At 41.7% G+C, this 23,568-nt stretch carries 19 protein-coding genes; 11 read left to right on the top strand and 8 right to left on the bottom strand.

What is annotated here, in order from left to right; genetic code table 11:
* Window positions 1-78: 78 nt before the first annotated feature.
* Together DX873_RS14310 and metK are read right to left on the bottom strand one after the other, a co-directional pair.
* On the bottom strand, window positions 79-2,013 hold the full coding sequence (locus tag DX873_RS14310) for a CocE/NonD family hydrolase (RefSeq protein WP_116185156.1): 1,935 nt from the start codon (window positions 2,011-2,013) through the stop codon (window positions 79-81).
* Window positions 2,014-2,121: 108 nt separating this feature from the next.
* Complete coding sequence (metK, locus tag DX873_RS14305) at window positions 2,122-3,375, bottom strand: methionine adenosyltransferase (protein WP_116185155.1); 1,254 nt, start codon at window positions 3,373-3,375, stop codon at window positions 2,122-2,124.
* Window positions 3,376-3,705: 330 nt separating this feature from the next.
* On the opposite strand from metK, the gene DX873_RS14300 reads away from it, so the two are divergent.
* The 3 genes from DX873_RS14300 (at window position 3,706) to DX873_RS14290 (ending at window position 7,439) form a co-directional block, all read left to right on the top strand.
* Window positions 3,706-4,320, top strand: a complete 615-nt coding sequence (locus DX873_RS14300) for a deoxynucleoside kinase (protein ID WP_116185154.1) — start codon at window positions 3,706-3,708, stop codon at window positions 4,318-4,320.
* A gap of 156 nt (window positions 4,321-4,476) precedes the next feature.
* Entirely contained in the window at window positions 4,477-5,178 is a 702-nt protein-coding gene (locus DX873_RS14295; protein WP_116185153.1) for an energy transducer TonB, read from the top strand.
* Window positions 5,179-5,318: 140 nt separating this feature from the next.
* Complete coding sequence (locus DX873_RS14290; RefSeq protein WP_116185269.1) at window positions 5,319-7,439, top strand: outer membrane protein assembly factor BamB family protein; 2,121 nt, start codon at window positions 5,319-5,321, stop codon at window positions 7,437-7,439.
* 47 nt (window positions 7,440-7,486) lie between these two features.
* On the opposite strand, the gene DX873_RS14285 is transcribed toward DX873_RS14290, so the two are convergent.
* The 4 genes from DX873_RS14285 to DX873_RS14270 form a co-directional block, all read right to left on the bottom strand.
* Window positions 7,487-9,868 carry a sodium-translocating pyrophosphatase gene (locus DX873_RS14285; RefSeq protein WP_116185152.1) on the bottom strand — a complete coding sequence of 794 codons (2,382 nt, stop codon included), beginning with the start codon at window positions 9,866-9,868 and terminating at the stop codon, window positions 7,487-7,489.
* 112 nt (window positions 9,869-9,980) lie between these two features.
* Window positions 9,981-10,508, bottom strand: a complete 528-nt coding sequence (locus tag DX873_RS14280) for an inorganic diphosphatase (RefSeq protein WP_116185151.1) — start codon at window positions 10,506-10,508, stop codon at window positions 9,981-9,983.
* Between the two features lie 69 nt (window positions 10,509-10,577).
* Window positions 10,578-13,073: a DUF5686 and carboxypeptidase-like regulatory domain-containing protein gene (locus DX873_RS14275; protein ID WP_116185150.1), complete on the bottom strand. Its 2,496-nt coding sequence runs from the start codon at window positions 13,071-13,073 to the stop codon at window positions 10,578-10,580.
* Window positions 13,074-13,233: 160 nt separating this feature from the next.
* Entirely contained in the window at window positions 13,234-14,211 is a 978-nt protein-coding gene (locus DX873_RS14270; protein ID WP_116185149.1) for a pyruvate dehydrogenase complex E1 component subunit beta, read from the bottom strand.
* Window positions 14,212-14,385: 174 nt separating this feature from the next.
* Here DX873_RS14270 and DX873_RS14265 point away from each other — a divergent pair, with 174 nt between their 5' ends.
* From DX873_RS14265 to DX873_RS14240, 6 genes are all read left to right on the top strand, one after another.
* Complete coding sequence (locus DX873_RS14265) at window positions 14,386-15,132, top strand: electron transfer flavoprotein subunit beta/FixA family protein (RefSeq protein WP_116185148.1); 747 nt, start codon at window positions 14,386-14,388, stop codon at window positions 15,130-15,132.
* Between the two features lie 18 nt (window positions 15,133-15,150).
* Window positions 15,151-16,119: an electron transfer flavoprotein subunit alpha/FixB family protein gene (locus DX873_RS14260; protein WP_116185147.1), complete on the top strand. Its 969-nt coding sequence runs from the start codon at window positions 15,151-15,153 to the stop codon at window positions 16,117-16,119.
* Between the two features lie 90 nt (window positions 16,120-16,209).
* Complete coding sequence (locus tag DX873_RS14255) at window positions 16,210-16,842, top strand: bifunctional nuclease family protein (protein WP_116185146.1); 633 nt, start codon at window positions 16,210-16,212, stop codon at window positions 16,840-16,842.
* A 9-nt stretch (window positions 16,843-16,851) separates the two neighbouring features.
* Window positions 16,852-18,318 (top strand): NupC/NupG family nucleoside CNT transporter, encoded by a 1,467-nt coding sequence (locus DX873_RS14250; RefSeq protein WP_116185145.1) that lies wholly within the window; start codon window positions 16,852-16,854, stop codon window positions 18,316-18,318.
* Between the two features lie 168 nt (window positions 18,319-18,486).
* On the top strand, window positions 18,487-19,311 hold the full coding sequence (locus tag DX873_RS14245) for a thymidylate synthase (RefSeq protein WP_116185144.1): 825 nt from the start codon (window positions 18,487-18,489) through the stop codon (window positions 19,309-19,311).
* Between the two features lie 68 nt (window positions 19,312-19,379).
* On the top strand, window positions 19,380-20,162 hold the full coding sequence (locus DX873_RS14240; RefSeq protein WP_116185143.1) for a hypothetical protein: 783 nt from the start codon (window positions 19,380-19,382) through the stop codon (window positions 20,160-20,162).
* Between the two features lie 34 nt (window positions 20,163-20,196).
* Here the strand turns inward: DX873_RS14240 and DX873_RS14235 are convergent, their stop codons facing one another.
* On the bottom strand, window positions 20,197-20,400 hold the full coding sequence (locus DX873_RS14235; protein ID WP_232520945.1) for a hypothetical protein: 204 nt from the start codon (window positions 20,398-20,400) through the stop codon (window positions 20,197-20,199).
* Window positions 20,401-20,490: 90 nt separating this feature from the next.
* Between DX873_RS14235 and DX873_RS14230 the strand changes: the two genes are divergently transcribed.
* Together DX873_RS14230 and DX873_RS14225 are read left to right on the top strand one after the other, a co-directional pair.
* Window positions 20,491-20,991 (top strand): GNAT family N-acetyltransferase, encoded by a 501-nt coding sequence (locus tag DX873_RS14230; RefSeq protein WP_116185141.1) that lies wholly within the window; start codon window positions 20,491-20,493, stop codon window positions 20,989-20,991.
* 29 nt (window positions 20,992-21,020) lie between these two features.
* Entirely contained in the window at window positions 21,021-21,722 is a 702-nt protein-coding gene (locus DX873_RS14225; protein WP_181899518.1) for a DUF4386 domain-containing protein, read from the top strand.
* 57 nt (window positions 21,723-21,779) lie between these two features.
* Here the strand turns inward: DX873_RS14225 and DX873_RS14220 are convergent, their stop codons facing one another.
* Window positions 21,780-23,525 (bottom strand): hypothetical protein, encoded by a 1,746-nt coding sequence (locus DX873_RS14220; RefSeq protein ID WP_232520944.1) that lies wholly within the window; start codon window positions 23,523-23,525, stop codon window positions 21,780-21,782.
* Window positions 23,526-23,568: the final 43 nt, after the last annotated feature.

The following is a 23,568-nucleotide window of genomic DNA, read 5'->3' as shown; positions in this document are numbered from 1 at the left end:
AGGCACAAAGATAACGTCAGAAAAATCTATTTTCCTAATCATTTTTGTGAAAAAAAGACGTTTTGCACCTCGCCAAAACTATTTCAGGACCGAAAACTCGATTTGCGAATCTGTAAAAACGGTATGGGTCTGGGTCTTAAAATCAGATTCGTCTGCTTCAAAAATATTGTCTACATAGGTCTGCGGATTCAAATCGATAAGCGGGAACCAAGTACTCTGCACTTGTACTTGTAGTTTATGTCCCTTTTTAATGGTATGGTACACATCCTGAAGTTTAATATCCACATCTGTCTTCTTGTTGGGAACAAAAGGTTCCGGGTGGGAAAAACTGTTTCTGAACCTGCCTCGAAGCACTTCGCTTCTTACCATTAAGTGATAGTTCCCCATCTTTAGATGGTCCTGCATTTCTTCATTGGTCTCTACACCTGTGGGGTGGACATCAATGATTTTTACTATCCAATCTGCAGCGGTACCGGTGGTGGCCACTTTTAGTTTGGCCATAATGTCCCCTGCAAGTGTCATATCTTGTTCCATGATCTCAGTTTCAAAAACCAGAACATCAGATCTTCTAGCTGCAAAGCGCTGGTCATCCGTCATGTACTTCCGTGGTGTAAAAACGGACTTGATATCCTCAGAATAAGGCACTGGTTTTTTTACATCGCTAATAAATTCAAGTGCTTCCGTTTCCTTTTGGCCCATGGTCAATTCCTGATCAGGAGAAAGAAACATGGTCTGCTTTTCAGTTCCTTTAGGAGGCCAGCTATCTAAAGTGCTCCATTCCTTTTTACCTGAGTCAAACACATATGCTTCGGGCAAACCACTGTTCTTGTCGCCTTCTCCTTTTAGAAAGTGATCAAAAAACTTTTTCTCTATGTTCTTTTGATAAAACAGTGATATGGAATCGCCAAAATAATAGTTGCCGACGGTATTTCTAACCTTATTTCGAGCCCAACCGCCGTGGTCCCAGGGGCCAAAGACCACTGTGTTGTAATTATCCTGATTGTATTTTTCGATATTCTTGTAGGTTTCCAAAGGGCCATATAGATCTTCGGCATCAAACCATCCTCCCACAATCATGGTGGCAACATGTGATTTTACATCTTTAAGATGTTGTATAATTCCCCTGCTCTGCCATAATTCGTCATAGTTTGGGTGACTTTTGAGTTCATTCCAAAAGAAGTCATCGGTCACTCCCTCTGGCCGCATTGTTGGGGTGTCCACCGTTTCATACTCAAAAAAGGAATTCAGATTTTTTAAGGGCCCATTGTCTAAAAAGAACTGGTATTGGTCATCGGTCTGAATATCCGGAAGAATATACCAAGCCGTGTCAATGGGTTGGTCATTATTGGGCCTTGGTGTACCGAAAAGGGATGTTGCCCTAAAATAGCTCAACAAATAGGCTCCATTGTGGTGGAAATCATCAAAAAAGAAATCTCCTATACATGCTTGTGGTGAAGCAGCCCTTAGGGCTGGATGTGCATCTACAGTAGCGTAAGTAGCATAGAACCCTGGGTACGAAATTCCCCAAACCCCAACTTTGCCATTGTTGTTTTCAACATTATTCACCAACCAATCGATGGTGTCATAGGTGTCCGAGCTTTCATCAACTTGTTCGTTGGAAGTCTTATTGGGGATATAAGCTCGCATGTTTTCATAGTGGCCTTCGCTAAGCCAACGACCTCGTACATCTTGGTAAACAATGATATAACCATCCTTCATCAAGTGCTCGTTTGGTCCTATCTGTTTTCTGAAATTCTCTTCGCCATAGGGTCTTGAACTATAGGGAGTTCGTTGCATTAAAATTGGATATTCTTTGGAGGTGTCTTTTGGAGAATATATGGTTGTGTGCAATTTTACTCCGTCCCTCATCTCAATATCTACTTCTTGCTTGGTATAGTTGTCCTGAACGTAGGTATCTTGAACAGCAGCTTCAGTCTTAGCAGCTTTTTTACAACTTGAAAGAACCAAGAAAAGGCCCAATAGAAAAATTGGGAAACGTAAAAGAATTTTCATGAAATCGGTTTTTTGATTCTCTAAAGCTACTAAAGTTTGTAAGAGTATGCCAACAAAAAAAGGGAGCCAGTTTGGCTCCCTTATGTGAATCTTTATTTTGAACTATTCTTAAAGACCGAATTTTGATTTCACCTTACCGACCATGTCCAGTTTTTCCCAGGTGAAAAGCTCAACTTCCTTTTCAATTTTGCCATTATAGGGCGATTCAAAAACCTTGGTCAAGGTTTGAGGCTGTCTTCCCATATGGCCATAAGCGGCAGTTTCCAAATAAATAGGATTTCTCAACTTTAGACGTTCCTCAATGGCAAAGGGTCTCATATCAAACAATTCGGAAGCTATTCTTGCTATTTCACCATCGCTCAAGTCAACATTGGAGGTGCCATAGGTGTCCACATAAATGGAAGTAGGCTCCACAACCCCTATAGCATAGCTAACCTGAACCAAAATCTCATCCGCTACCCCGGCAGCGACCAAATTTTTTGCAATATGCCTAGAAGCATACGCCGCACTTCTATCCACTTTACTAGGGTCTTTTCCACTAAAGGCACCACCACCATGTGCTCCTTTACCACCATAGGTGTCCACAATAATTTTTCGTCCGGTTAGGCCTGTATCCCCATGGGGGCCTCCAATAACAAATTTTCCGGTGGGGTTGATGTGGAATTTGATATCATCATTAAAAAGTTGTTGGATGTTTTCTGGTAAAAGTTTTTTCACCTCCGGAACCAAAATATTGATGATATCCTCCTTTATTTTTTGCAACATCTCTACATCGGAACCAAACTCATCGTGTTGTGTAGAAATAACTATGGTATCTATTCGCCGCGGAACATTGTCATCCGAATACTCAATGGTTACTTGAGCCTTTGCATCTGGTCGTAAATAACCAATTCGGGAACTTTCTCTCCTCAAATTGGCCAACACTTGCAAAATCTTGTGCGAAATATCAAGAGCCAACGGCATGTAATTCTCGGTCTCTTTAGTGGCATACCCAAACATCATTCCCTGATCTCCAGCTCCCTGTTCTTCTTTATTTCCCCGGTCTACTCCCTGATTGATATCCTGCGATTGCTCATGAATCAAAGAAATTACCCCACAAGAATCACCACTAAACTGATACTCTCCTTTGGTATAACCTATCCTGTTGATCACATCCCTGGCAATATTCTGCACATCCAAGTACGTATCACTTTTCACTTCACCAGCAAGAACCACCTGTCCGGTAGTCACAAGAGTTTCACAAGCTACTTTGCTATTGGGGTCAAAAGCCAAAAAATGGTCTAAGAGGGCATCACTGATTTGATCGGCAACCTTATCCGGATGTCCTTCACTAACAGATTCTGAGGTAAATAAATATGGCATTATCTTTTTTTATCTGGAAGTATTTGACGGAAGAACACCAAGGAGTTTACAAATCTCTTTTTGAGAACCCCGATATTGGTTCGGGATAAACTGCTTTAGCATTTTTTAACCTGGAACTAGTTCAGGACCTGAGGTTGCAATCAGTCAAATCTTTCCTCATTCAGAAGGGCAAAAGTACATATTTGGCACATATTATAAAACTTTATTGCCAGCATTGGGACTACCTTCCATTTCGAAGAGTTTTTTTTCTTCAACTGGATATACTTTGTATATTGCGACGAGGGTTTCCCCTCATATAGCTAACACTAATCTATAAAATACAAACACCCTATGCATATTGCGGTTGCAGGAAACATTGGCGCCGGAAAGACCACTTTGACCAATCTGTTGGCAAAACATTTTAAGTGGGAATCCCATTTTGAAGATGTTGTGGACAATCCCTATCTGGATGATTTTTACACCCAAATGGAACGTTGGAGCTTTAACCTGCAGATTTATTTTTTGAACAGTAGATACCGTCAAATATTACGGATTCGGGAGAGTGGAAAAAATGTAATCCAAGACCGCACCATTTATGAGGATGCACACATTTTTGCGCCCAACCTGCATGCCATGGGCTTAATGACGAATAGGGATTTTGAAAACTACAAGAGTCTTTTTGAATTGATGGAGACCTTTGTTCAACCTCCTGATTTGTTGATTTATCTGCGCAGCTCCATTCCCAATTTGGTGAATCAAATCCATAAAAGGGGGCGAGATTATGAGAACTCCATTTCAATAGACTATTTAAGCAGGTTGAACGAACGTTACGAAGCTTGGATCAACACCTATGAAAAAGGCAAGTTGTTGATCTTTGATGTGGACAATCTCAATTTTGTGGACGACCCTGAAGATCTGGGAGAAGTCATCAACCGTATTGATGCAGAAATCCACGGGCTGTTTTAGCACCCATGCTTCCATGTAATTTGTCCAATCGCTAACTCAAAAGGCGCATTCCCTCATTATTGGTTTTTTCAGCATGATTTTCAATCTAGTTTAGATTGGGGATAACCCAATGTATTAACTGCTCTTTTACTTGTAAAAGACAAAACTTGAAAAATCATGGAAACAAAAAAGTATCGAGAATTTGAACTCAAAAAAAACAGTGCACTCTACTTCTCTGTAGGACTAATGGCGGTTTTACTATTAGCTTATGTTGCACTGGAATGGAAAACTTACGACTCTATAAATGAATGGGACCATGCAAGCCTTGCCATTGAAGATGACCTTATAGAAAATGTTCCAATAACAAAAATTGAGCTGCCTAAACCCAAAATTATCCAAGCACCTCCAATAATTGAAATTGTTGATGATGATTCAAACAAACCTGAAGATATAATCAAAATACCTGAACCTGAACCCGACACGGAAGTTATTCCTATTGAAAAAATTGCAGTAGCCGATATAGATGAACCTGAAGTGATTCCATGGATATTGGTAGAGGATGCTCCGATTTTTCCAGGGTGCGAAAATGCGAACAATCAAAAAGCTTGTTTTCAGCAAATGATGCAAAAACATATTAGAAAGCATTTTGAATATCCAGAAATGGCCCAAGAAATGGGACTGCAAGGAAGAGTAAATATCATGTTCACCATTCAAAAAGATGGGAGCATCTCCGAAGTCCGCATGCGAGGTCCTCATGAGGTTTTGGAAAAAGAAGCCAAACGCATCATCTCCAAGCTTCCTAAAATGACACCCGGCAAACAAAGGGGAACACCGGTAAAAGTTCCTTTTTCCATTCCAATTACTTTTAAACTGCAGTAGACTTGATAAACAAGCGCAGTGGAGCAATTTACAATGCCCTGCATGCTACACTCCATTGCGCTTGAACCTTGAAAGCTAGGGACGATTTAAGGAAAATTAGGATTTTTTCCTACCTTAGAAATACCAACCTGAAGCCAAAAATGAGCCAAAAAAGCATACTCCCCATACTCTATTTATTTCTAATAGGAATAGGGCTTTCCTCTTGTAATTCTCCAGAGATTCAATCCAAAAAGGAATACACCACGTGGTCATCTTACCTGGGGGGTCCGGACCGAAATCATTTTTCCCAGCTGTCACAAATCACAAAAGAAAATGTAAAAGATTTGAAAATGGCATGGTCCTATACCACCCCGGACAGTGGACAAATGCAAATGAATCCAATCATCGTGGACACTATGCTATATGGGGTAACGGCAGCCTTAAGAGCCGTTGCTTTGCATGCAGGAACTGGAGAGGAGCTATGGCGATTTGGCGATTCCATAAAAGTGCCTTCTTCTACAAGTAGGGGTGTTTCCTATTGGTCCAAAGGAGATGACCGCCGAATTCTCTACACTGTTGGATCTAATCTGTATGCGCTCAACGCATTGACAGGAAAACCTGTGACCACTTTTGGAAAACAGGGAAAAATAGACTTGCGGTCTGGAATGCCCCCTTCTGCAAAGGATAAATTTGTCATATCCAACACCCCGGGAACTATTTACAAAGACATCATTGTAATGCCTATAAGATTGGGGGAAGATGTTGGTTCAGCACCCGGAAACATAATGGCCTTTAACGTGGTTACCGGCGATGTGGAATGGGTTTTTCATACCATCCCGCATCCTGGAGAAGAAGGGTACGATACATGGGAGGATAAAAACGCCTATAAAAGTGAAATTGTAGGAGCAGCAAACAATTGGGCAGGAATGGCCTTGGATGAGGAATCAGGAATAATCTATATTCCAACTGGTTCTGCTTCTCCCGATTTTTATGGTGGGCTTCGTGCCGGTTCTAATCTATTCTCCGACTGTCTTTTGGCCCTGGATGCTTCATCTGGAGAGAAAATCTGGCATTTTCAGTTTGTTCACCACGATGTCTGGGACAGAGATCTACCCGCTCCGCCCAATCTCATCACCGTAAAGCGAAATGGAAAGAAAATAAAAGCAGTGGCACAGGTCACCAAACAAGGGTATGTATATGTGTTTAACCGTGCTACGGGAGAACCGCTTTTTGACATCAATGAAGTTCCTGTGCCAACTTCAACATTGAAAGGCGAAAAAACTTGGGCAACACAACCCATTCCGATAAAACCTAAGCCATTTGCAAGGCATTCAAAAGATTTGACCGAAAACGATATTAGTCCATATGCCGAAAATCAAGAAGAGTTAAAAGAAATTTTCAGAAATACGGATAAGCGTGAGTATGCCCCTCCTAGCCTAACGGAAGTATTGTTATTGCCTGGATTGGATGGAGCGGCAGAATGGGGTGGTACAGGCGCCGATCCTGAAGACGGTATCATCTATGTGAATTCCAATGAAATGCCCTGGTTGATACAAATGGTGGAAAACGAGGTCCTAGAGGAGAATATTCCGCTGGGAGAAAAGGTCTATGCGCAATATTGTGTGATATGCCACCAAAAAGACAGAAAAGGCGTGGCCGCCAGTGGTTACCCATCCTTGTTGAACATCGGAGAGAATAAATCCAAGGAAGAAGTGGCACAGTTGATCAAGACCGGAAAAGGGATGATGACGGGTTTTCCCCAAATCCCAGAGAACGAAAAAGAAGCCTTGTTGAAGTTTCTTTTTGATGAGAAAAGTCAAACTACCACAAACGATTTATCAAGCGAATATCCACTTCCATATAAATTCAAGGGATACCAAAGGTTTCTCGATAGCAATGGATACCCTGCTATTGCTCCTCCTTGGGGAACTTTGCATTCCATTGATTTAAATACTGGTGATTTTCTTTGGTCCGTAACCCTTGGTGAAACTCCTGAACTCCAAGAGCAAGGCGAGCCGCCAACTGGATGCGAAAACTATGGTGGTCCAGTTGTTACCGAAAATGGACTATTGTTTATTGCTGGAACCAAAGATGGCTATTTTAGAGCTTTTGATAAAGAAACAGGAGAGCTTCTCTGGAAATACAAACTACCCGCTGCTGCTTTTGCCACTCCGTCCATGTATGAGGTAAATGGAAAACAATATATTGCCTTGGCGTGCGGAGGGGAAAAATTGGGCACGGAAAAAGGGAATCAAATTATTGCGTTTGCTTTGAATCCATAAAAAAAACCACGCCATTGGCGTGGTTTTCTTTTTCTTAAATACAGAAGTTATTTTATGGATGCAGCATTTTTATAAGCTTCAACCTTTTGTTCCACTTCTTCTTTTGTGGAACCTACAAATTCTTCAATTTCTTCCATTTTTTCGCCGTTGGCCTCCATTGTAGAAGTAACTACAGCTTTGAAAGAACCTTCAGTGGTATTACTGATTTCCACTTTGAATTTCTTCTCAGTTGGTACAGTTTCCTTCATTCCGTCTGTGGTGATAGAAATTGTTGCTCCGTCAGTCTTTAGCATGCTTACCTCATCTGCAGGAGTCAAACTCACCAAACTTGGCGCTATTACAAGAGCCACAACCGACATCAATTTCAACAAAATGTTCAAGGAAGGCCCTGAAGTATCTTTAAATGGATCACCAACAGTATCACCAACGACTGCGGCTTTGTGGGCATCACTACCTTTGCGACCTTCACTTTCGATGGTCTTCTTGGCATTATCCCATGCACCACCGGCATTGGATTGGAAAATCGCCATAAGTACACCAGCAGTGGTTACCCCGGCCAACAAACCTCCAAGCATATTGGCTCCTCCAAGGAATCCAACCGCAACAGGAACAGCGATTGCCAACAATCCAGGCAATACCATTTCCTTAATCGAAGCAGTAGTGGAGATAGCAACACACTTATCATATTCAGCAACACCATCGGCGGCATCAAAAATCTTACGGTCTTCCTCAGTTGCATTTGATAAATCGGAATCATATTTCACCATGATTTCCAATGCATTTTTTAGCGCAGGAATATCCCTGAACTGACGACGGACTTCCTCGATCATAGCCATTGCTGCACGTCCAACAGCATTCATGGACAATGCAGAGAAAACAAATGGCAACATACCACCGATCAAAAGACCTGCCATAATCTTAGGCTGCGAAACGTCGATGGATTCAACACCCGCAGTCTGCATAAATGCAGCGAACAAAGCCAAAGCAGTCAACGCCGCAGAAGCAATTGCAAAACCTTTACCAATGGCAGCAGTGGTGTTACCCACGGCATCCAATTTATCTGTACGCTCCCTAACTTCACTTGGTAATTCGGCCATCTCAGCAATGCCACCAGCGTTATCGGAAATTGGTCCGTATGCATCAACAGCCAACTGAATTCCAGTATTCGCTAACATACCTACTGCAGCAATTGCAATACCGTAAAGACCAGCAAAGTGGTGGGAAACGATGATTGCAGCTGCAATCAATAAAATCGGAATCATTGTAGACATCATACCTACACCAAGTCCCGCTATGATATTGGTTGCAGAACCTGTCTCTGATTGACGTACAATTGAGTTTACAGGTTTTGTACCTGTTCCTGTGTAGTACTCTGTTACCTTACCAACAAGCAATCCGGCTACCAATCCAGAGATAGTTGCCCAGAATACACCCATTGCTCCAAATGGAAGTCCTTCAATGGACTCAGGAATAAATCCGTTGATCAAAAAGTAAGAGGCAACCAACATCAAACCAGCAGAACCAAATTCTCCAATGTTCAATGCAGTTTGTGGGTTACCACCATCTTTAACTCTTACAAAGAAAGTACCAATGATGGACATGATGATTCCAACCGCAGCCAACGCCAATGGCAAGTAAACTGCTCCAAGACCATCAAAATCAGGAGTAACAATAATAGCTCCCAATACCATGGTACCAATGATGGAACCTACATAAGATTCAAAAAGGTCAGCACCCATACCTGCTACATCCCCAACGTTGTCACCAACGTTATCAGCAATAGTTGCAGGGTTAAGTGGATGATCTTCAGGAATACCAGCTTCCACTTTACCAACAAGGTCAGCACCTACGTCAGCTGCTTTTGTATAAATTCCACCCCCTACACGTGCAAAAAGTGCTATGGATGAGGCTCCCAGAGAGAATCCTGAAAGTACGTTCAATACTTCTGCCAATTCCCATCCTTGTCCACTATAGATCATAAAAAGTACGCTCAATCCCAATACGCCCAATCCAACAACACCAAGACCCATAACAGCACCACCGGCGAAAGCCACTTCCAAGGCCTTACCTAGGGATTTTCTAGCAGCATTTGTTGTTCTAACATTAGCTTTTGTAGCTACCTTCATTCCAATGAAACCAGCCAATGCCGAACAAATGGCACCGACCACGAAAGAAACGGCAACCATTCCGTTGGAGCCTTGCTCATTGCTTCCCTTGAAGAACAAAAGAATGGCTACTGCAATTACAAAAATGCTTAGTATTTTATACTCCGCTTTTAGAAATGACATTGCACCATCAGCAATGTTCTTGGCTATTCTTGCCATTTTATCATCCCCTACTTCCTGTTTTGAAACCCATACGTTCTTAATGAATACGTAGAGCAAGCCCAGGACACCAAATGCGGGCAAAAATTTTACGATTAAATCCATAGTTTGTAGTTATTTAAGAAATTTTAAGTGGCAGCAAAAGTAGTAAAATACAGACTAATAAAAAAAATGGGCTTTTGTCGGAAGAAAGCGCATATATCTGTTTGCAAAATCATTAAATAGTAAAGGTGCGTTTCTTTTTGTGTTCGCTTTCCTCGTAACGTTTTACGCATTGATGATAAATTTCAATCGCTTCGTTTACATCTCCCCAACCTCCGGTATCAACTTTCTTTTCCTCCAAATCTTTATATACCTGGAAGAAGTGTTCAATTTCCTTAAGACGATGCGGATTCAAATCTTTGATGTCGTTTCTTTTGTTCCAAATGGGGTCTGATATGGGTACGCAGATGATTTTTTCATCGGGTCCTTTTTCATCTGTCATATGGAATACCCCTATTGGCTTCACCTCCATCACCACCATTGGATAGGTGGGCTCTGTTCCCAGCACCAACACATCAAGCGGGTCTTGGTCCAAGGCCAGGGTCTCGGGCACAAAACCATAATCTCCAGGATACATCATTGAGGAAAAAAGAGTACGATCAAACCGGATTTTATTGAGGGCGAAATCATATTCGTACTTGTTCCTGCTTCCTTTTGGGATTTCTATCAATACATCAAAGGTAACCTGCTTCTTTTTGGACATTATTTTATTTTTTGCAAAAATAGGTAGTAGAAGTGGATTGGGTTGAAGAAATTGGGTCTTTAATATTAATTAAAAATTAAATCCAAAGGTTCCTGTAATCCCAAAGCGTCGGGCATCTGGGTTGTCCAAATAGTTGCCACGGAAATTGAAGTCTATCCGCAGGATTTTAAATATGTTCCCAACTCCAAAGGAATATTCCCAATAAATCTTTTCATCGGGAGCGATCAAAGGAATATTTGTAGGAGCACTCAAGGCAATGTTTTCATCGGAAAGTTGACCCCAAGCCCCTCTTAGTGCCACAATTTCCCTTAGATTGAATTTTCTAAGCAAAGGAACCCTAGAAAATAACCTTCCGTTAAAATTGTGCTCCAAATGCAAGGTTGCATAGGTATCGGTCACAAATTCGTAAAAATCGAGATTGGGAAATGTATTGTACAATGAAAACAATGTCTGGTTTCCGGGAACAACACTCAACAATCCCAAAGGAACCTCCCCAAAAGTCTTACCCAGCTCCAAACTGCTGGTCAGCCTACCAAACCCTCCAATTTGCCACGGCTGCTTATAAGAAAACTGAAGGCGTTCATAATCAAAATCACTTTCCAAAAAACCTTCTATACCTTTGGTATAGCTCAAGACCAAAGTACTATGGTTATCGTTGATGTTCAATCTTTCTACACCATATCCAATGGTTCTTTTTCCTGGGGTATAGATCAAAGTAGAGGTTAGGTCAAACTGTTTTACTTCTGAAGATACTCCCGTTGGAGAATCCGCATCCACATAGTCCAGACTAAAGGCATCAGGAAGCGCAGAACCCAGGGTACGGAAAGAACCTCCGAACCGTATTCTAAAATTCTTTACAGGTTCCATCTCAAGGCCCAGTGTAGATAAATTGATGTTGGTCAGTCGATCATTTGATCCCACCGTCACCAAAGACGACGAGGCTATACTCCTTCCCAATACATCATTGGTACTGGTAAGGCTAAGACCCAGCTGTTCAATATCCCTTCTGTTTCCTCCTGAGAGGATTAGTCTAGTTTTTCTGTCCAACAGGAATTTCCCCGAAAATCCGTGTTTGAATTTTCTATCCGAAAATCCATAGGCCATATAGCCTTCCAAGCGCCAGGTATCATTCTGGCCAAAATAGGTTCGGGCTCCTGCTCGAATTCTGGTTCCTTCGGCATCATTGAAACCAAAGGTGCTGTAAATATCACCAAGGTCTATGTTCCATTTGTCAATTTCCACATATCCCGAACTCAGAATACTGACAATGTCATAGTAGGTCTTAAATTTAGGAACGGTCTTCAACGTATCCAACATTTTGAAGATTCCCGATTCGTCATCGTTCAAACTCTCCAAACGGGCATTTTTCCAAAAGGTGCTGTCCCGTCTAAAAATCCTTGGATCATAAGGGTCAGACGCAGTTTTATAGAATTCTTCCTGTCTTTTGATATCAAAAGCATAATTGTCATAGACCGTGGTGCGTTTGCCATACACACCCTTTGATTTTTCTTTTTTGGAAAAACTGAAATCACTCAGCATGTAATCCCTTTTCAAAAGAAACACAGAGTCATTGACCACATCAAAATCCTGCTCAATATAAATTTCCTTCACCCAATTGATGTTGGCACTTTTAGTGACCTGCATATTGATTTTTTTAATCGCATATGTGGTATCGTTTACCCAAAAATCCCCCTTAAACGTAAGCTCGTTCTTTCGTCTGGGATAATAGATGATGTTGTAGCACCATTTGTCATCTATATAGGTACTGTCCGATAATACATAATTATATGTATCCACTCCTGTTTTTGATAAGGGACTGGTAAAACTTTTATCAAAGAACTTCAAATAGTTATTGTAAATGTCATAATCTGAATAAAGGTCTTCCACAAAAGCCGTGATGGCCTGATTACCTTCAAAACCAGAGTTTTTGTTTCCTAGCACATCTTCTTTTTCCCTTTGGAATTGGTTATCTCCGTAAACCCTGGAAAAACTCTCATTTAAAAAGAAAGGGAGGTAGGTTTTTCCAGTTACGCGGGAAGTATCAAGATTATCAAACATAAATTCGAGCCCTTTGAACAGCTTGCTCTTGATCATAGCGCTGTCTATGGTATTCAGGTCAAACTCAATTTTCTCGTACTTATCGTATTGGTACTGTTTAAATTTACGGACCCCATTCTCTCTTTTCTTCGCCCATATCTTTTTCAGAATCTCAATCGCAGGATTATCCTTTTTTGATTGTTTTCCTGTGTATACCACAACTTCCTTGAGTTGCTCTGCCGTTTCATTGAGCACAATTTCCAGATCGTAGTTGACTTTTTGGGGCAGTGGAATCTCTTTGGTCTCGTAGCCAATAAAGGATACCACAATAGTTTCGTAAGTATCGTCAGACTCTAAATAGAATCGACCATTATCATTGGTAATGGTTCCTTCATAGGAATCTTTAAAGATTATGTTGGCAAAGGCTACCGGTTGACCCGATTCATCCACTATAATACCACCAACTTTGGTCTGCGAGAAAACCGAAAAAAAAGATAGAAAGGAAAAAACAACAAGAAATCGTTTCATGTTTTTGATATATGGGACTACCGAAAAAAATCCTACGTAGGTTTTTTCATCATTTTGGTACTATTTGGCAAAAAAGTAATTTCTAATCAAAAACTGTTCCTTAAAAAAAAGCCCCAGCAAAAAATTTGCGGGGCTAATATAGTTTACAAATCTTATTCCTTTACTTATATAACACTTTCTTAACAGCTTTGATCACATCATTGTGATTGGGAAGCCATTCTGCCAATAAAACAGGTGAATACGGTGCTGGTGTATCAGCCGTATTAAGTTTTACGATGGGGGCATCCAAATAATCGAACGCCTTGTCCTGAACATGGTATATAATTTCCGTCGCCACATTGCCAAAAGGCCAAGCCTCTTCCAAAATTACCATTCTGTTGGTTTTCTTCACGGAATTAAGAATAGCATCATGGTCCATTGGTCGCACGGTACGTAAATCAATGATTTCGCAGCTTATTCCTTCTTTTTCCAATTCATCAGCCGCTTTGTATGCCTCTTTGATAATTTTTCCGAAGGAAACAATGGTTACGTCCGTTCCTTCTCTTTTGATATCCGCCACACCCAATGGAATGGTGTATTCTCCCTCTGGAACCTCTCCTTTATCACCATACATCTGTTCTGATTCCATAAAAATCACTGGATCATCATCACGGATTGAGGACTTCAACAACCCTTTGGCATCGGCTGGGTTTGAAGGTACCACAACTTTGAGTCCCGGGCAGTTGGCATACCAGCTTTCAAAAGCTTGGGAGTGCGTAGCGGCCAATTGTCCAGCTGAAGCTGTTGGTCCTCTAAACACAATGGGGCAATTAAACTGTCCTCCGGACATTTGCCTGATCTTAGCCGCATTATTTATGATTTGGTCAATTCCGACCAAAGAAAAGTTAAAGGTCATAAACTCTATAATGGGACGGTTCCCGTTCATGGCGGAACCTACTCCTATTCCAGCAAAACCCAACTCAGAGATAGGTGTATCCAATACCCTCTCCGGGCCAAACTCGTCCAACATTCCCTTGGAAGCCTTATAAGCTCCGTTGTACTCGGCAACCTCCTCTCCCATCAAATAAATGGAATCATCACTTCGCATTTCTTCGGACATGGCCTCGGCAATCGCTTCCCTGAATTGTAGTGTTTTCATAGAATCGTTCTAATAGGTTTCTTTTTGTGTGCTAAAAAGCGCATGCAAAAATAGCAAAAACTGCAAGAACAACCCTTTTGGAAAAAGCAAAAAAATTGAACAAAATTTATTATGCATGCATAATAAATTATATAATTTATACCTATCTTTGGGGCCATAAAATGTATAACACCTATGAAGATTTTAGTTTGCATTAGCAACGTACCGGACACCACTTCCAAAATCAATTTTACGGAAGGGGATACCAAGTTTGACACAAACGGGGTGCAATTTGTTATAAATCCCAATGACGAGTTTGGTCTTACCCGGGCCATGTGGTTCAAAGAAAAGCAGGGAGCGGCAGTGCACGTAGCCACTGTAGGCGGTCCCCAGACCGAACCAACCATTCGAAAGGCTTTGGCCATTGGAGCAGATGAAGCAATTCGAATCAACGCAGAACCAACCGATGGTTTTTTTGTGGCAAGGCAACTTGCGGAAGTAATCAAAAATGGAGGTTACGACCTTGTTATTGCCGGAAGAGAATCCATTGATTACAATGGCGGTATGGTTCCGGGCATGGTGGCAACGCTTCTCGACATGAATTTTGTGAACACTTGTATAGGTTTGGAAATAGACGGCTCAAATGCCACCGCATTACGTGAAATTGATGGTGGAAAAGAAACCATTAGCACTGAATTGCCCTTGGTAATTGGTGGACAAAAAGGATTGGTGGAAGAAAGTGACCTTCGTATTCCCAATATGCGTGGAATTATGATGGCAAGAAAAAAGGTTCTCAATGTAGTTGAACCAGTGGACGCCCCAAAGCCCACTCAGGACCAAAAATTTGAAAAACCTGCTGCCAAAGGTCCCGTAAAACTGGTTGACGCCGACAATGTAGGTGAGTTGGTGGACCTTTTGCACAATGAAGCCAAAGCTATTTAAAATTAGAATCTAGAAAACATGCCAGTATTAGTATATACAGAATCAGATAAAGGAAAGTTCAAAAAGAACGCTTTCGAAGTTGCCTCATACGCCCACAAAGTGGCCCAGGAACTTGGCGACACTGTAACCGCAGTAACCATCAATGCCAATGAAGATGATATTCTAGGCACTTATGGAGTCTCAAAAATTCTTAAGATCAGTAATGACCAGCTGGACACCTTTAATGCAAAAGCCTATGCAAACGCATTAACTCAGGCTGCCGAAGCAGAAGGTGCCAAAGTAATCATAGTAAGTTCAAGTGCCGACACCAAGTTTTTGGCCCCTATTCTTGCTACCAAACTAAACGGAGGATATGTTCCCAATGTGGTAGCAGCTCCGGAAAGCACCTCACCATTTGTAGTAAAAAGAACAGCATTCAGTAACAAAGGCTTTGCACATACCGAGATTAGCTCGGAGGTTAAAGTAATCGGTGTTTCCAATAATGCCTTTGGAATGGTTGAAAACAATGTTTCCGCTTCAGTGGAGGATTTCTCCCCTGCCCTGGGCGATGCAGATTTCACTACAAAATCTGTAGATGTGGACAAAGTAGTAGGAAAAGCTACCATTGCCGATGCTGACATTGTAGTATCTGGAGGTCGTGGACTAAAAGGCCCAGAAAATTGGGGAATGGTAGAAGAATTGGCTGAGATTTTAGGAGCTGCCACGGCTTGCTCTAAACCCGTATCCGATTTAGGATGGAGACCTCATGGAGAGCACGTGGGACAAACTGGAAAACCCGTAGCCAGTAATCTGTACATAGCCATTGGTATTTCTGGCGCAATTCAACATTTGGCGGGAGTAAGTGCCTCCAAAACCAAAGTGGTTATCAATAACGATCCAGAAGCTCCTTTCTTTAAGGCAGCGGATTATGGTATTGTTGGTGATGCCTTTGAGGTAGTGCCCAAACTCATCGAAAAATTAAAGGAATTTAAAGCCCAAAACGCTTAAATTTTGTTAATTTGCCCTCTGCAAGGGGCTGTTCAGATAACTGGTAGTGCCACTTATTTGAACAGCCTTTTTTGGTTTTAGGAGGAGAATATGAGCTTAGTACGGTTAAAAATAAAGGGAATATCATACAGCCAAACCCAAAATGGCGCATACGCCCTTATTTTGAATGAGGTTGATGGGGACCGAAAATTGCCAATTGTTATTGGTGCTTTTGAAGCGCAGTCCATTGCAATAGCCCTAGAAAAGGAAATAAAACCACCCAGACCACTCACCCATGATCTTTTTAAGAATTTTGCGGACCGTTTCCAGATTGTGGTCAAACAGGTCATCATTCATAAATTGGTAGATGGGGTCTTTTATTCCAGTATCATATGTGAAAGGGATAATGTTGAAGAAATCATAGATGCCAGAACCAGCGATGCCATAGCATTGGCACTCCGTTTTGATGCGCCAATTTTCACCTACAAGACTATTTTGGACAAAGCTGGAATCTTCCTTAAGTTCTCTTCAAAGGAAAGCGACGAAAATGAGGATGACGACAGCATAGTCGTAGATGAGATCCTTCAGGAAGGGGAAACCGTTGAGATTGAGTCGGGTTCTTCCACCCATGGGTTCCGTGAGCTTTCACTTGAAGAACTTCATAAAGAATTGGATAAGGCAGTAGCCAATGAAGACTACGAAAAGGCTGCCAAATTACGGGACGAAATTTCCAAGCGAAAATAAACCAACTACATGCCAAAGAAAACCAAAAGTTTCCTTGCACTTTTTCTGTTCATATGTGTGGCCGCTTTTGGCCAAGATAGCCTAGCTGCAAATACAGTAAATACTGTACTGGAAACTACCTCCGTTACTCAAGTTTCATCTCAAGAAGTTGTACCCGAAATTATTCCCAACCAAGGTTTCACAATAAACAGCCTATGGAGGGGAGCCTTGGGAATGGCAACCTTGATATTGATTTCATTCCTTTTTAGTGCCAATAGAAGGGCAATTAATTGGAAAACGGTAGGGATTGGTCTGACCTTACAGCTTCTAATTGCCATTGGGGTCCTAAAAGTGCCCTTGGTACAGCTTATTTTTGAGAAGGTAGGACAGGTTTTTGTGAGCATATTGGATTTTACCCGCGTTGGTAGTAAGTTCTTGTTTGAAGGCTTGGTGGTGGACATGGATACTTTCGGATTTATTTTCGCATTTCAAGTGCTCCCTACCATTATATTCTTTTCTGCGCTCACCTCGGTATTGTTCTATTTGGGCATCATTCAGAAAGTGGTTAAAGGCCTAGCTTGGTTATTATCAAAATCACTGGGCATTTCTGGTGCTGAAAGTCTTTCCGTTGCCGGGAATATTTTTTTGGGTCAGACTGAAGCTCCCTTATTGATCAAGGCCTATTTGGAAAAAATGAACCGTTCAGAAATCTTCTTGGTCATGGTGGGAGGCATGGCTACAGTTGCAGGTGCGGTTTTGGCCGCCTATATAGGTTTTTTGGGAGGTGATGACCCTGCACTCCGATTGATTTTCGCAAAACACTTGTTGGCAGCTTCGGTAATGGCAGCTCCGGGCGCCATTGTGGTTTCCAAAATTTTATATCCGCAGACTGAAAAAGTAAATACCGACGTAAACGTTTCCTCAGAAAAAATTGGAGCCAATATCTTGGATGCTATCTCCAACGGAACCACAGAAGGTCTCAAATTGGCCATGAACGTAGGTGCCATGTTGTTAGTCTTTGTAGCCTTTATTGCCATGATCAACGGTATTCTTGGGCTTATCGGAGACTGGACCACCCTCAATAGCTGGATTGCGGACAACTCCCCCTATGATAGTTTCTCCTTAGAAGCCGTTCTGGGAACAGTTTTTGCCCCATTGATGTGGTTAATCGGTGTAGCCAACGAGGATATTATGCTCATGGGGCAACTATTGGGCATAAAACTGGCTGCTAGTGAATTCGTAGGATACATTCAACTGGCAGAATTAAAGGACATGACCAGTAATCTGCATTTTACTTATAACAAATCTGTAATCATGGCCACCTATATGCTTTGCGGATTTGCCAATTTTGCTTCGATAGGCATACAGATTGGAGGTATTGGCTCCCTAGCCCCCGGTCAGCGTAAAACACTTTCAGAATTTGGTATGCGTGCTGTTTTGGGAGGGTCCTTGGCCTCCCTACTTTCCGCCACCATAGCAGGGATGATTTTGGGTTAATTCCGTTGATAAAATCTTCATAAGTCAGTCAACACTCTTTTTCCTTAGTTCGATACTTAAAGTATCTTAGACAGATTATTTTTCTGTCACATCGAGCGCAGTCGAGATGTCTTTTGAGATTTCTCTTCGCTAAGCTCGTTCGAAATGACAAGTGATATTTGAAAAGGAATGAAACAATACCACGACTTATTAAAACATGTACTAGAACACGGAAACCAAAAAGGTGACCGTACTGGCACAGGAACATTGAGCGTTTTTGGCTACCAAATGCGGTTTGACCTCTCAGAAGGATTTCCAATGGTGACCACCAAAAAATTACACCTCAAATCCATTATTTATGAGTTGCTATGGTTCTTAAAAGGAGACACCAATGTAAAGTACCTGCAAGAGAACGGCGTTCGTATCTGGAACGAATGGGCAGATGAAAATGGTGATTTGGGGCCTGTTTATGGGCATCAATGGCGTAACTGGGACAGCGAGGGGATAGATCAAATAAAAGAAGTCATTGAAACTTTAAAAACCAACCCGAACAGTCGTAGACTTTTAGTCTCTGCTTGGAATCCTAGCGTATTGCCCGATACTTCAGTATCCTTTGCAGAAAATGTGGCCAACGGCAAGGCGGCCCTACCCCCCTGCCATGCCTTTTTCCAATTTTATGTGGCAGATGGAAAACTATCCTGCCAACTGTACCAACGTAGTGCGGATATCTTTTTGGGAGTACCCTTTAATATTGCCTCTTATGCACTGTTTACCTTGATGATGGCACAAGTATGTGGTTATGAGCCAGGAGAATTTGTGCACACCTTTGGTGATGCCCATATCTATACCAACCATATGGAACAGGTGGAACTGCAATTGAGTAGAGAACCTAGACCCCTGCCTACCATAAAGTTGAACCCATCGGTAACAAACATTTTTGATTTTACCTTTGAGGATTTTGAACTGCTCAATTATGACCCCCACCCACATATTAAAGGAGTTGTGGCTGTGTAACGGTTGGTTATCCCTTTTAACATCTACTATGTTTAGAATTTATACATAAACATAATGTAAGAGAACAGATGAAAAATGTATTTATAATTTTAAGTTTTGCGGTTTTCATGTTAAGCTTCTCTAACGATGAAATCCAATTGAAATGGAATTTTGAAAACAAAAAAGCTATTATATATGATTATTCTCAAAAGATAGTTTCTTCCAACCCCTTTTTTAATGATAAAAAAGAACACACTCTTATTCATGGAAAGCTCAAAATAAAAATAAAGTCAGATGGATTGGCTGATGTGATTTTTATGAGTATGAAATCATATTCATTATCCGTTGATGAAAAGGGAGATGAAGTCAAGAAAGATTCTATGGAAATGCCAAACACTGTATTGTTTCAAGATATGAACATCTTTGGCCAAATTGACAATACATCAAATGCTATGCTCGCAAAAACATTATTTCCTATTCCCTTAGAAAAAATTTCAACTGGACAATTTTCAAACATTAAAATGAATTTTCCATTTAATTACTTTGGAAATAATCTTAATGTAAAGGGGTTTAATCAAATAAAGATTGCTGAAATGAAAGGAGAGGAATTTCATCTGGAATCCCTAATTGATGTATCTGAACTAAATTTTCCGGAAGAAATTGAACAAGACAAAGATTTATTCTGTTTTCTAAAGGGAAAATCTAACCATATATTCAATTCCAAACAAAATCTATTTACAAGTGGAAATTTAAACATTGAAATGCAATATGGAACTAAGGAAATGGATTCTATTTCCTCTATAACTAAAGCTAAGAAAATTATGGGAATGAATACTAACATTCAATTTGAGTTAATAGATATTATCAAATAAAACATTACCCGTTCCGATTTCCTCAATCAATTATTCAAAAAGGAGTACACCCCCTCAAAACCCAAACAATTCCTTTAATGGCCGAGGCCACCTGCTGTATTTCCCTTCGGGAAAAGGTATCTTCCTCCACATAGAACAGCATTTCCACCCCAAGATCCAAAATATTGGCCAATTCGGTTGGGGAACCATAGCCCTCCTCAATAAGATATTCCAATTGTTGTAGTTGTTCTTTTTCCAAGGACATTAAAAATTAGCAGTCAAATTTATCCCCTATTTTTATAATAAGGGTCATAATAAATTATGACCTTTGTTAAAATGCAACTCCTTCATGGAACACCATATCGATGATCATATCACCCTGGTTCCCATAAGTCTGGACTATGTGGAGGACATGTTTGCCAGTTTTGATGAGGAGGTGATCCAATTTCTACCCTTGGACAATCCACCCGCCCGAGTTGAAGAGACCAAAGCTTTTGCAGAGCATTCCATCACCCAAATGCAGCAAGGCAATGACCTGGTTTGGGTAATTTTGCACAACAACAGCTTTGCTGGCTGCTGCGGCATTCACTCTATTCCCACCAAGCAACCGCACTTTGGATTATGGATCAAAAAAGAAATACAGGGCAAAGGGATAGGTAAAAAAGTGGTTAGTTACATGCTCCATTGGGGCATAAAAAACCTGGAGGTGGAGTACATCAAATACCCTGTAGACCAAAGAAATATCAAAAGCATCAAGTTGATAGAGGGGTTGGGTCTTACCCTTGCCGACCACTACACCATGGGCAATGTAAAAAAACTGGCTGTGGATGAGTATCGATTGTACAAATAGTAACCTCTTAAAACCTCAAAATGCAAAAAATGTCTGAAATATCTATACAAAAGGCTGCGCAGATTGCAGGGGTTTCCATAGTGCTTATGACCCTGGCAGCCGTCGCCGCCACTGATTTGACCATAGGCCCCCTTATTGTATCCGGCAATGCAACGGCCACGGAAGAAAACATAAGGGCCTCTGCAATGACCTTTAGGCTGGGGGTGCTCAGTTGGATCATCATTTTGGTTTGTGATGTTTTTGCGGCCTGGGGACTTTATGAATTCCTAAAGCCCGTGAACAAGGGCCTGTCATTGATCTCGGCTTGGTTACGATTGGTCTATGCAGCTATTTTGGGGGCATCCATGCTCAATTTGGCCCACATTCTTGTGCTCATCAACAATGAAAACTACGTGTCGGCATTGGGGACACAGGTCTTGTTTTTTATGGATTCATTTGAAAGCTTATGGTCTCTAGGTTTGCTGGTCTTCGGGTTGCACATCTTCCTTGTGGGGTATTTAACATGGAAATCGGGCTATGTCCCAAAAATCCTGGGCATCTGGTTGATCATAGGTTTCTTTGGGTATATGATTACCCACCTTTCCGGTCTTCTCCTCCCCCAGTTTTCCAATTTCAACAAAATAATGGGGTGGATTTTTATAATACCCATGCTTGGCGAAGTAGCCCTCGGATTATGGTTAATAATCAAGGGCAGAAAAATTGTCTTACAAAGTAAAAACACCCGGACCTAAGCCCGGGTGTCTGCAAACGAACAATTAAAGCAACCTTCTAACTTTCTTTTTCAATTTTTAGTTTCTTGTCACCATAATACTATTGGAGACACCATAGAAACCATCTAAATTATTCAGGTTCATGCCCGCTTGTAAACCTGTTAACCCATCTTCGTAGGTCAAATGCCAGATTAAACATATGCCAACGCCTGCTGCATCAAAATCAACACCCTCCACTGCTTCTAAAGTCGGTGGCAAGCCAAGAATATTGTATTGGTCATCCGTAATCACATAAGTTTGGTTGGTTCCGGTCAATTCGGAAGCGTCCAAACTGATTCCGCTTACCATATCGGGAGTACCGTCCACGGTAATGGTAAAAGGACCTCCAGACAAGGTTCCGGCACTAAGTGCATTTCGGTTCACAGTAACGGAATTGGAAAGACCGTAGAAACCATCCAGATCAGCAACATTTTTACCTGCCTCCAATCCTACAAGTCCATCTTCGTAGGTGATGTGCCAGATTAAACAGACTCCAACACCTGCAGCGTCAAAATCAACACCTTCCACTGCTTCCAAAGTCGGTGGCAAGCCAAGGATATTGTTCTGGTCGTCCGTAATTACCAAACGTTGCAAGGAACCTGTCAGTTCGGTAGCATCCAAACTGATTCCACTTACCATATCCGGTGTGCCGTCCACGGTGAAGTTGTATGGCCCACCTGTCAAAGATCCGGCATTGAGCGCGTTTCGATTTACAGTGACGGAGTTGGAAAGACCGTAGAAACCATCCAGATCAGCAACATTTTTACCGGCCTCCAATCCTACGAGTCCATCTTCGTAGGTGATGTGCCAGATCAAGCAGACTCCAACACCTGCAGCGTCAAAATCAACACCTTGCACTGCTTCCAAAGTCGGCGGCAAGCCGAGAATATTGTTCTGGTCGTCCGTAATTACCCAACGTTGCAAGGAACCTGTCAGTTCGGTAGCATCCAAACTGATTCCACTTACCATATCCGGTGTGCCGTCCACGATAAAGTTATATGGTCCTCCTGCCAGAGATCCTGCATTAAGCGCATTTCGGTTCACAGTAATGGAATTGGAGAGGGCATAGTTACCACTGAAATCGGACACATTGCTTCCAGCCTCCAATCCAGTCAACCCATCTTCGTAGGTCAGATGCCAGATGAAGCAAATCCCTACGCCTGCGCCATCAAAGTCCACTCCTTCAACAGCCTCAAGAGTTGGGGGTAATCCCAAAATATTGTTGGCATCATCAGTAATCACATAGGTTTGGTTTGTTCCGTTCAAACCGGTGTCATCCAGAGTAATGCCGCTTACCATATCTGGAGTTCCATCAACGGTAAAAGAGAAAGGTCCACCAGAAAGTGTTCCAGCATTTAGACCATTCCGGTTTACCGTAATAGAGTTGGAAAGGTCATATTCACCCGTAAAATCATCAGTGTTCATCCCTACTTCCAAACCTGTAAGTCCATCCTCGTAGACCAAGTACCAAATAAAACATACTCCAGTACCCGCGGCATCAAAATCAACACCCTCCACATCTGATAGCGTTGGAGGAAGTCCCAAAATGTTGTTGGCATCATCGGTAATCACATAGGTGCGATTACTATCAGGTGAATTGCCCGGCTCTATGGTAATCCCAGTCACCATATCTGGGGTTCCATCCACAATAAAGGTAAAAGGCCCACCAGATAGGGTGCCTGCATCCAATTCAACAGGTTGTGGTTGTTGGTCATCGTCCTCGCTGCACGAGAACATTAGAATTCCGATACCAAAAAGTATCAATAAAGATTTTAAGTTGTTCATGTTCTTGTTTTTTATGATTGCAGGACAAAGGAAGAACGAAGTT

It is taken from the genome of Flagellimonas nanhaiensis (assembly GCF_003382275.1).
Classification (GTDB): domain Bacteria; phylum Bacteroidota; class Bacteroidia; order Flavobacteriales; family Flavobacteriaceae; genus Flagellimonas; species Flagellimonas nanhaiensis.
This window is presented reverse-complemented; position numbering and strand designations above follow the sequence as displayed.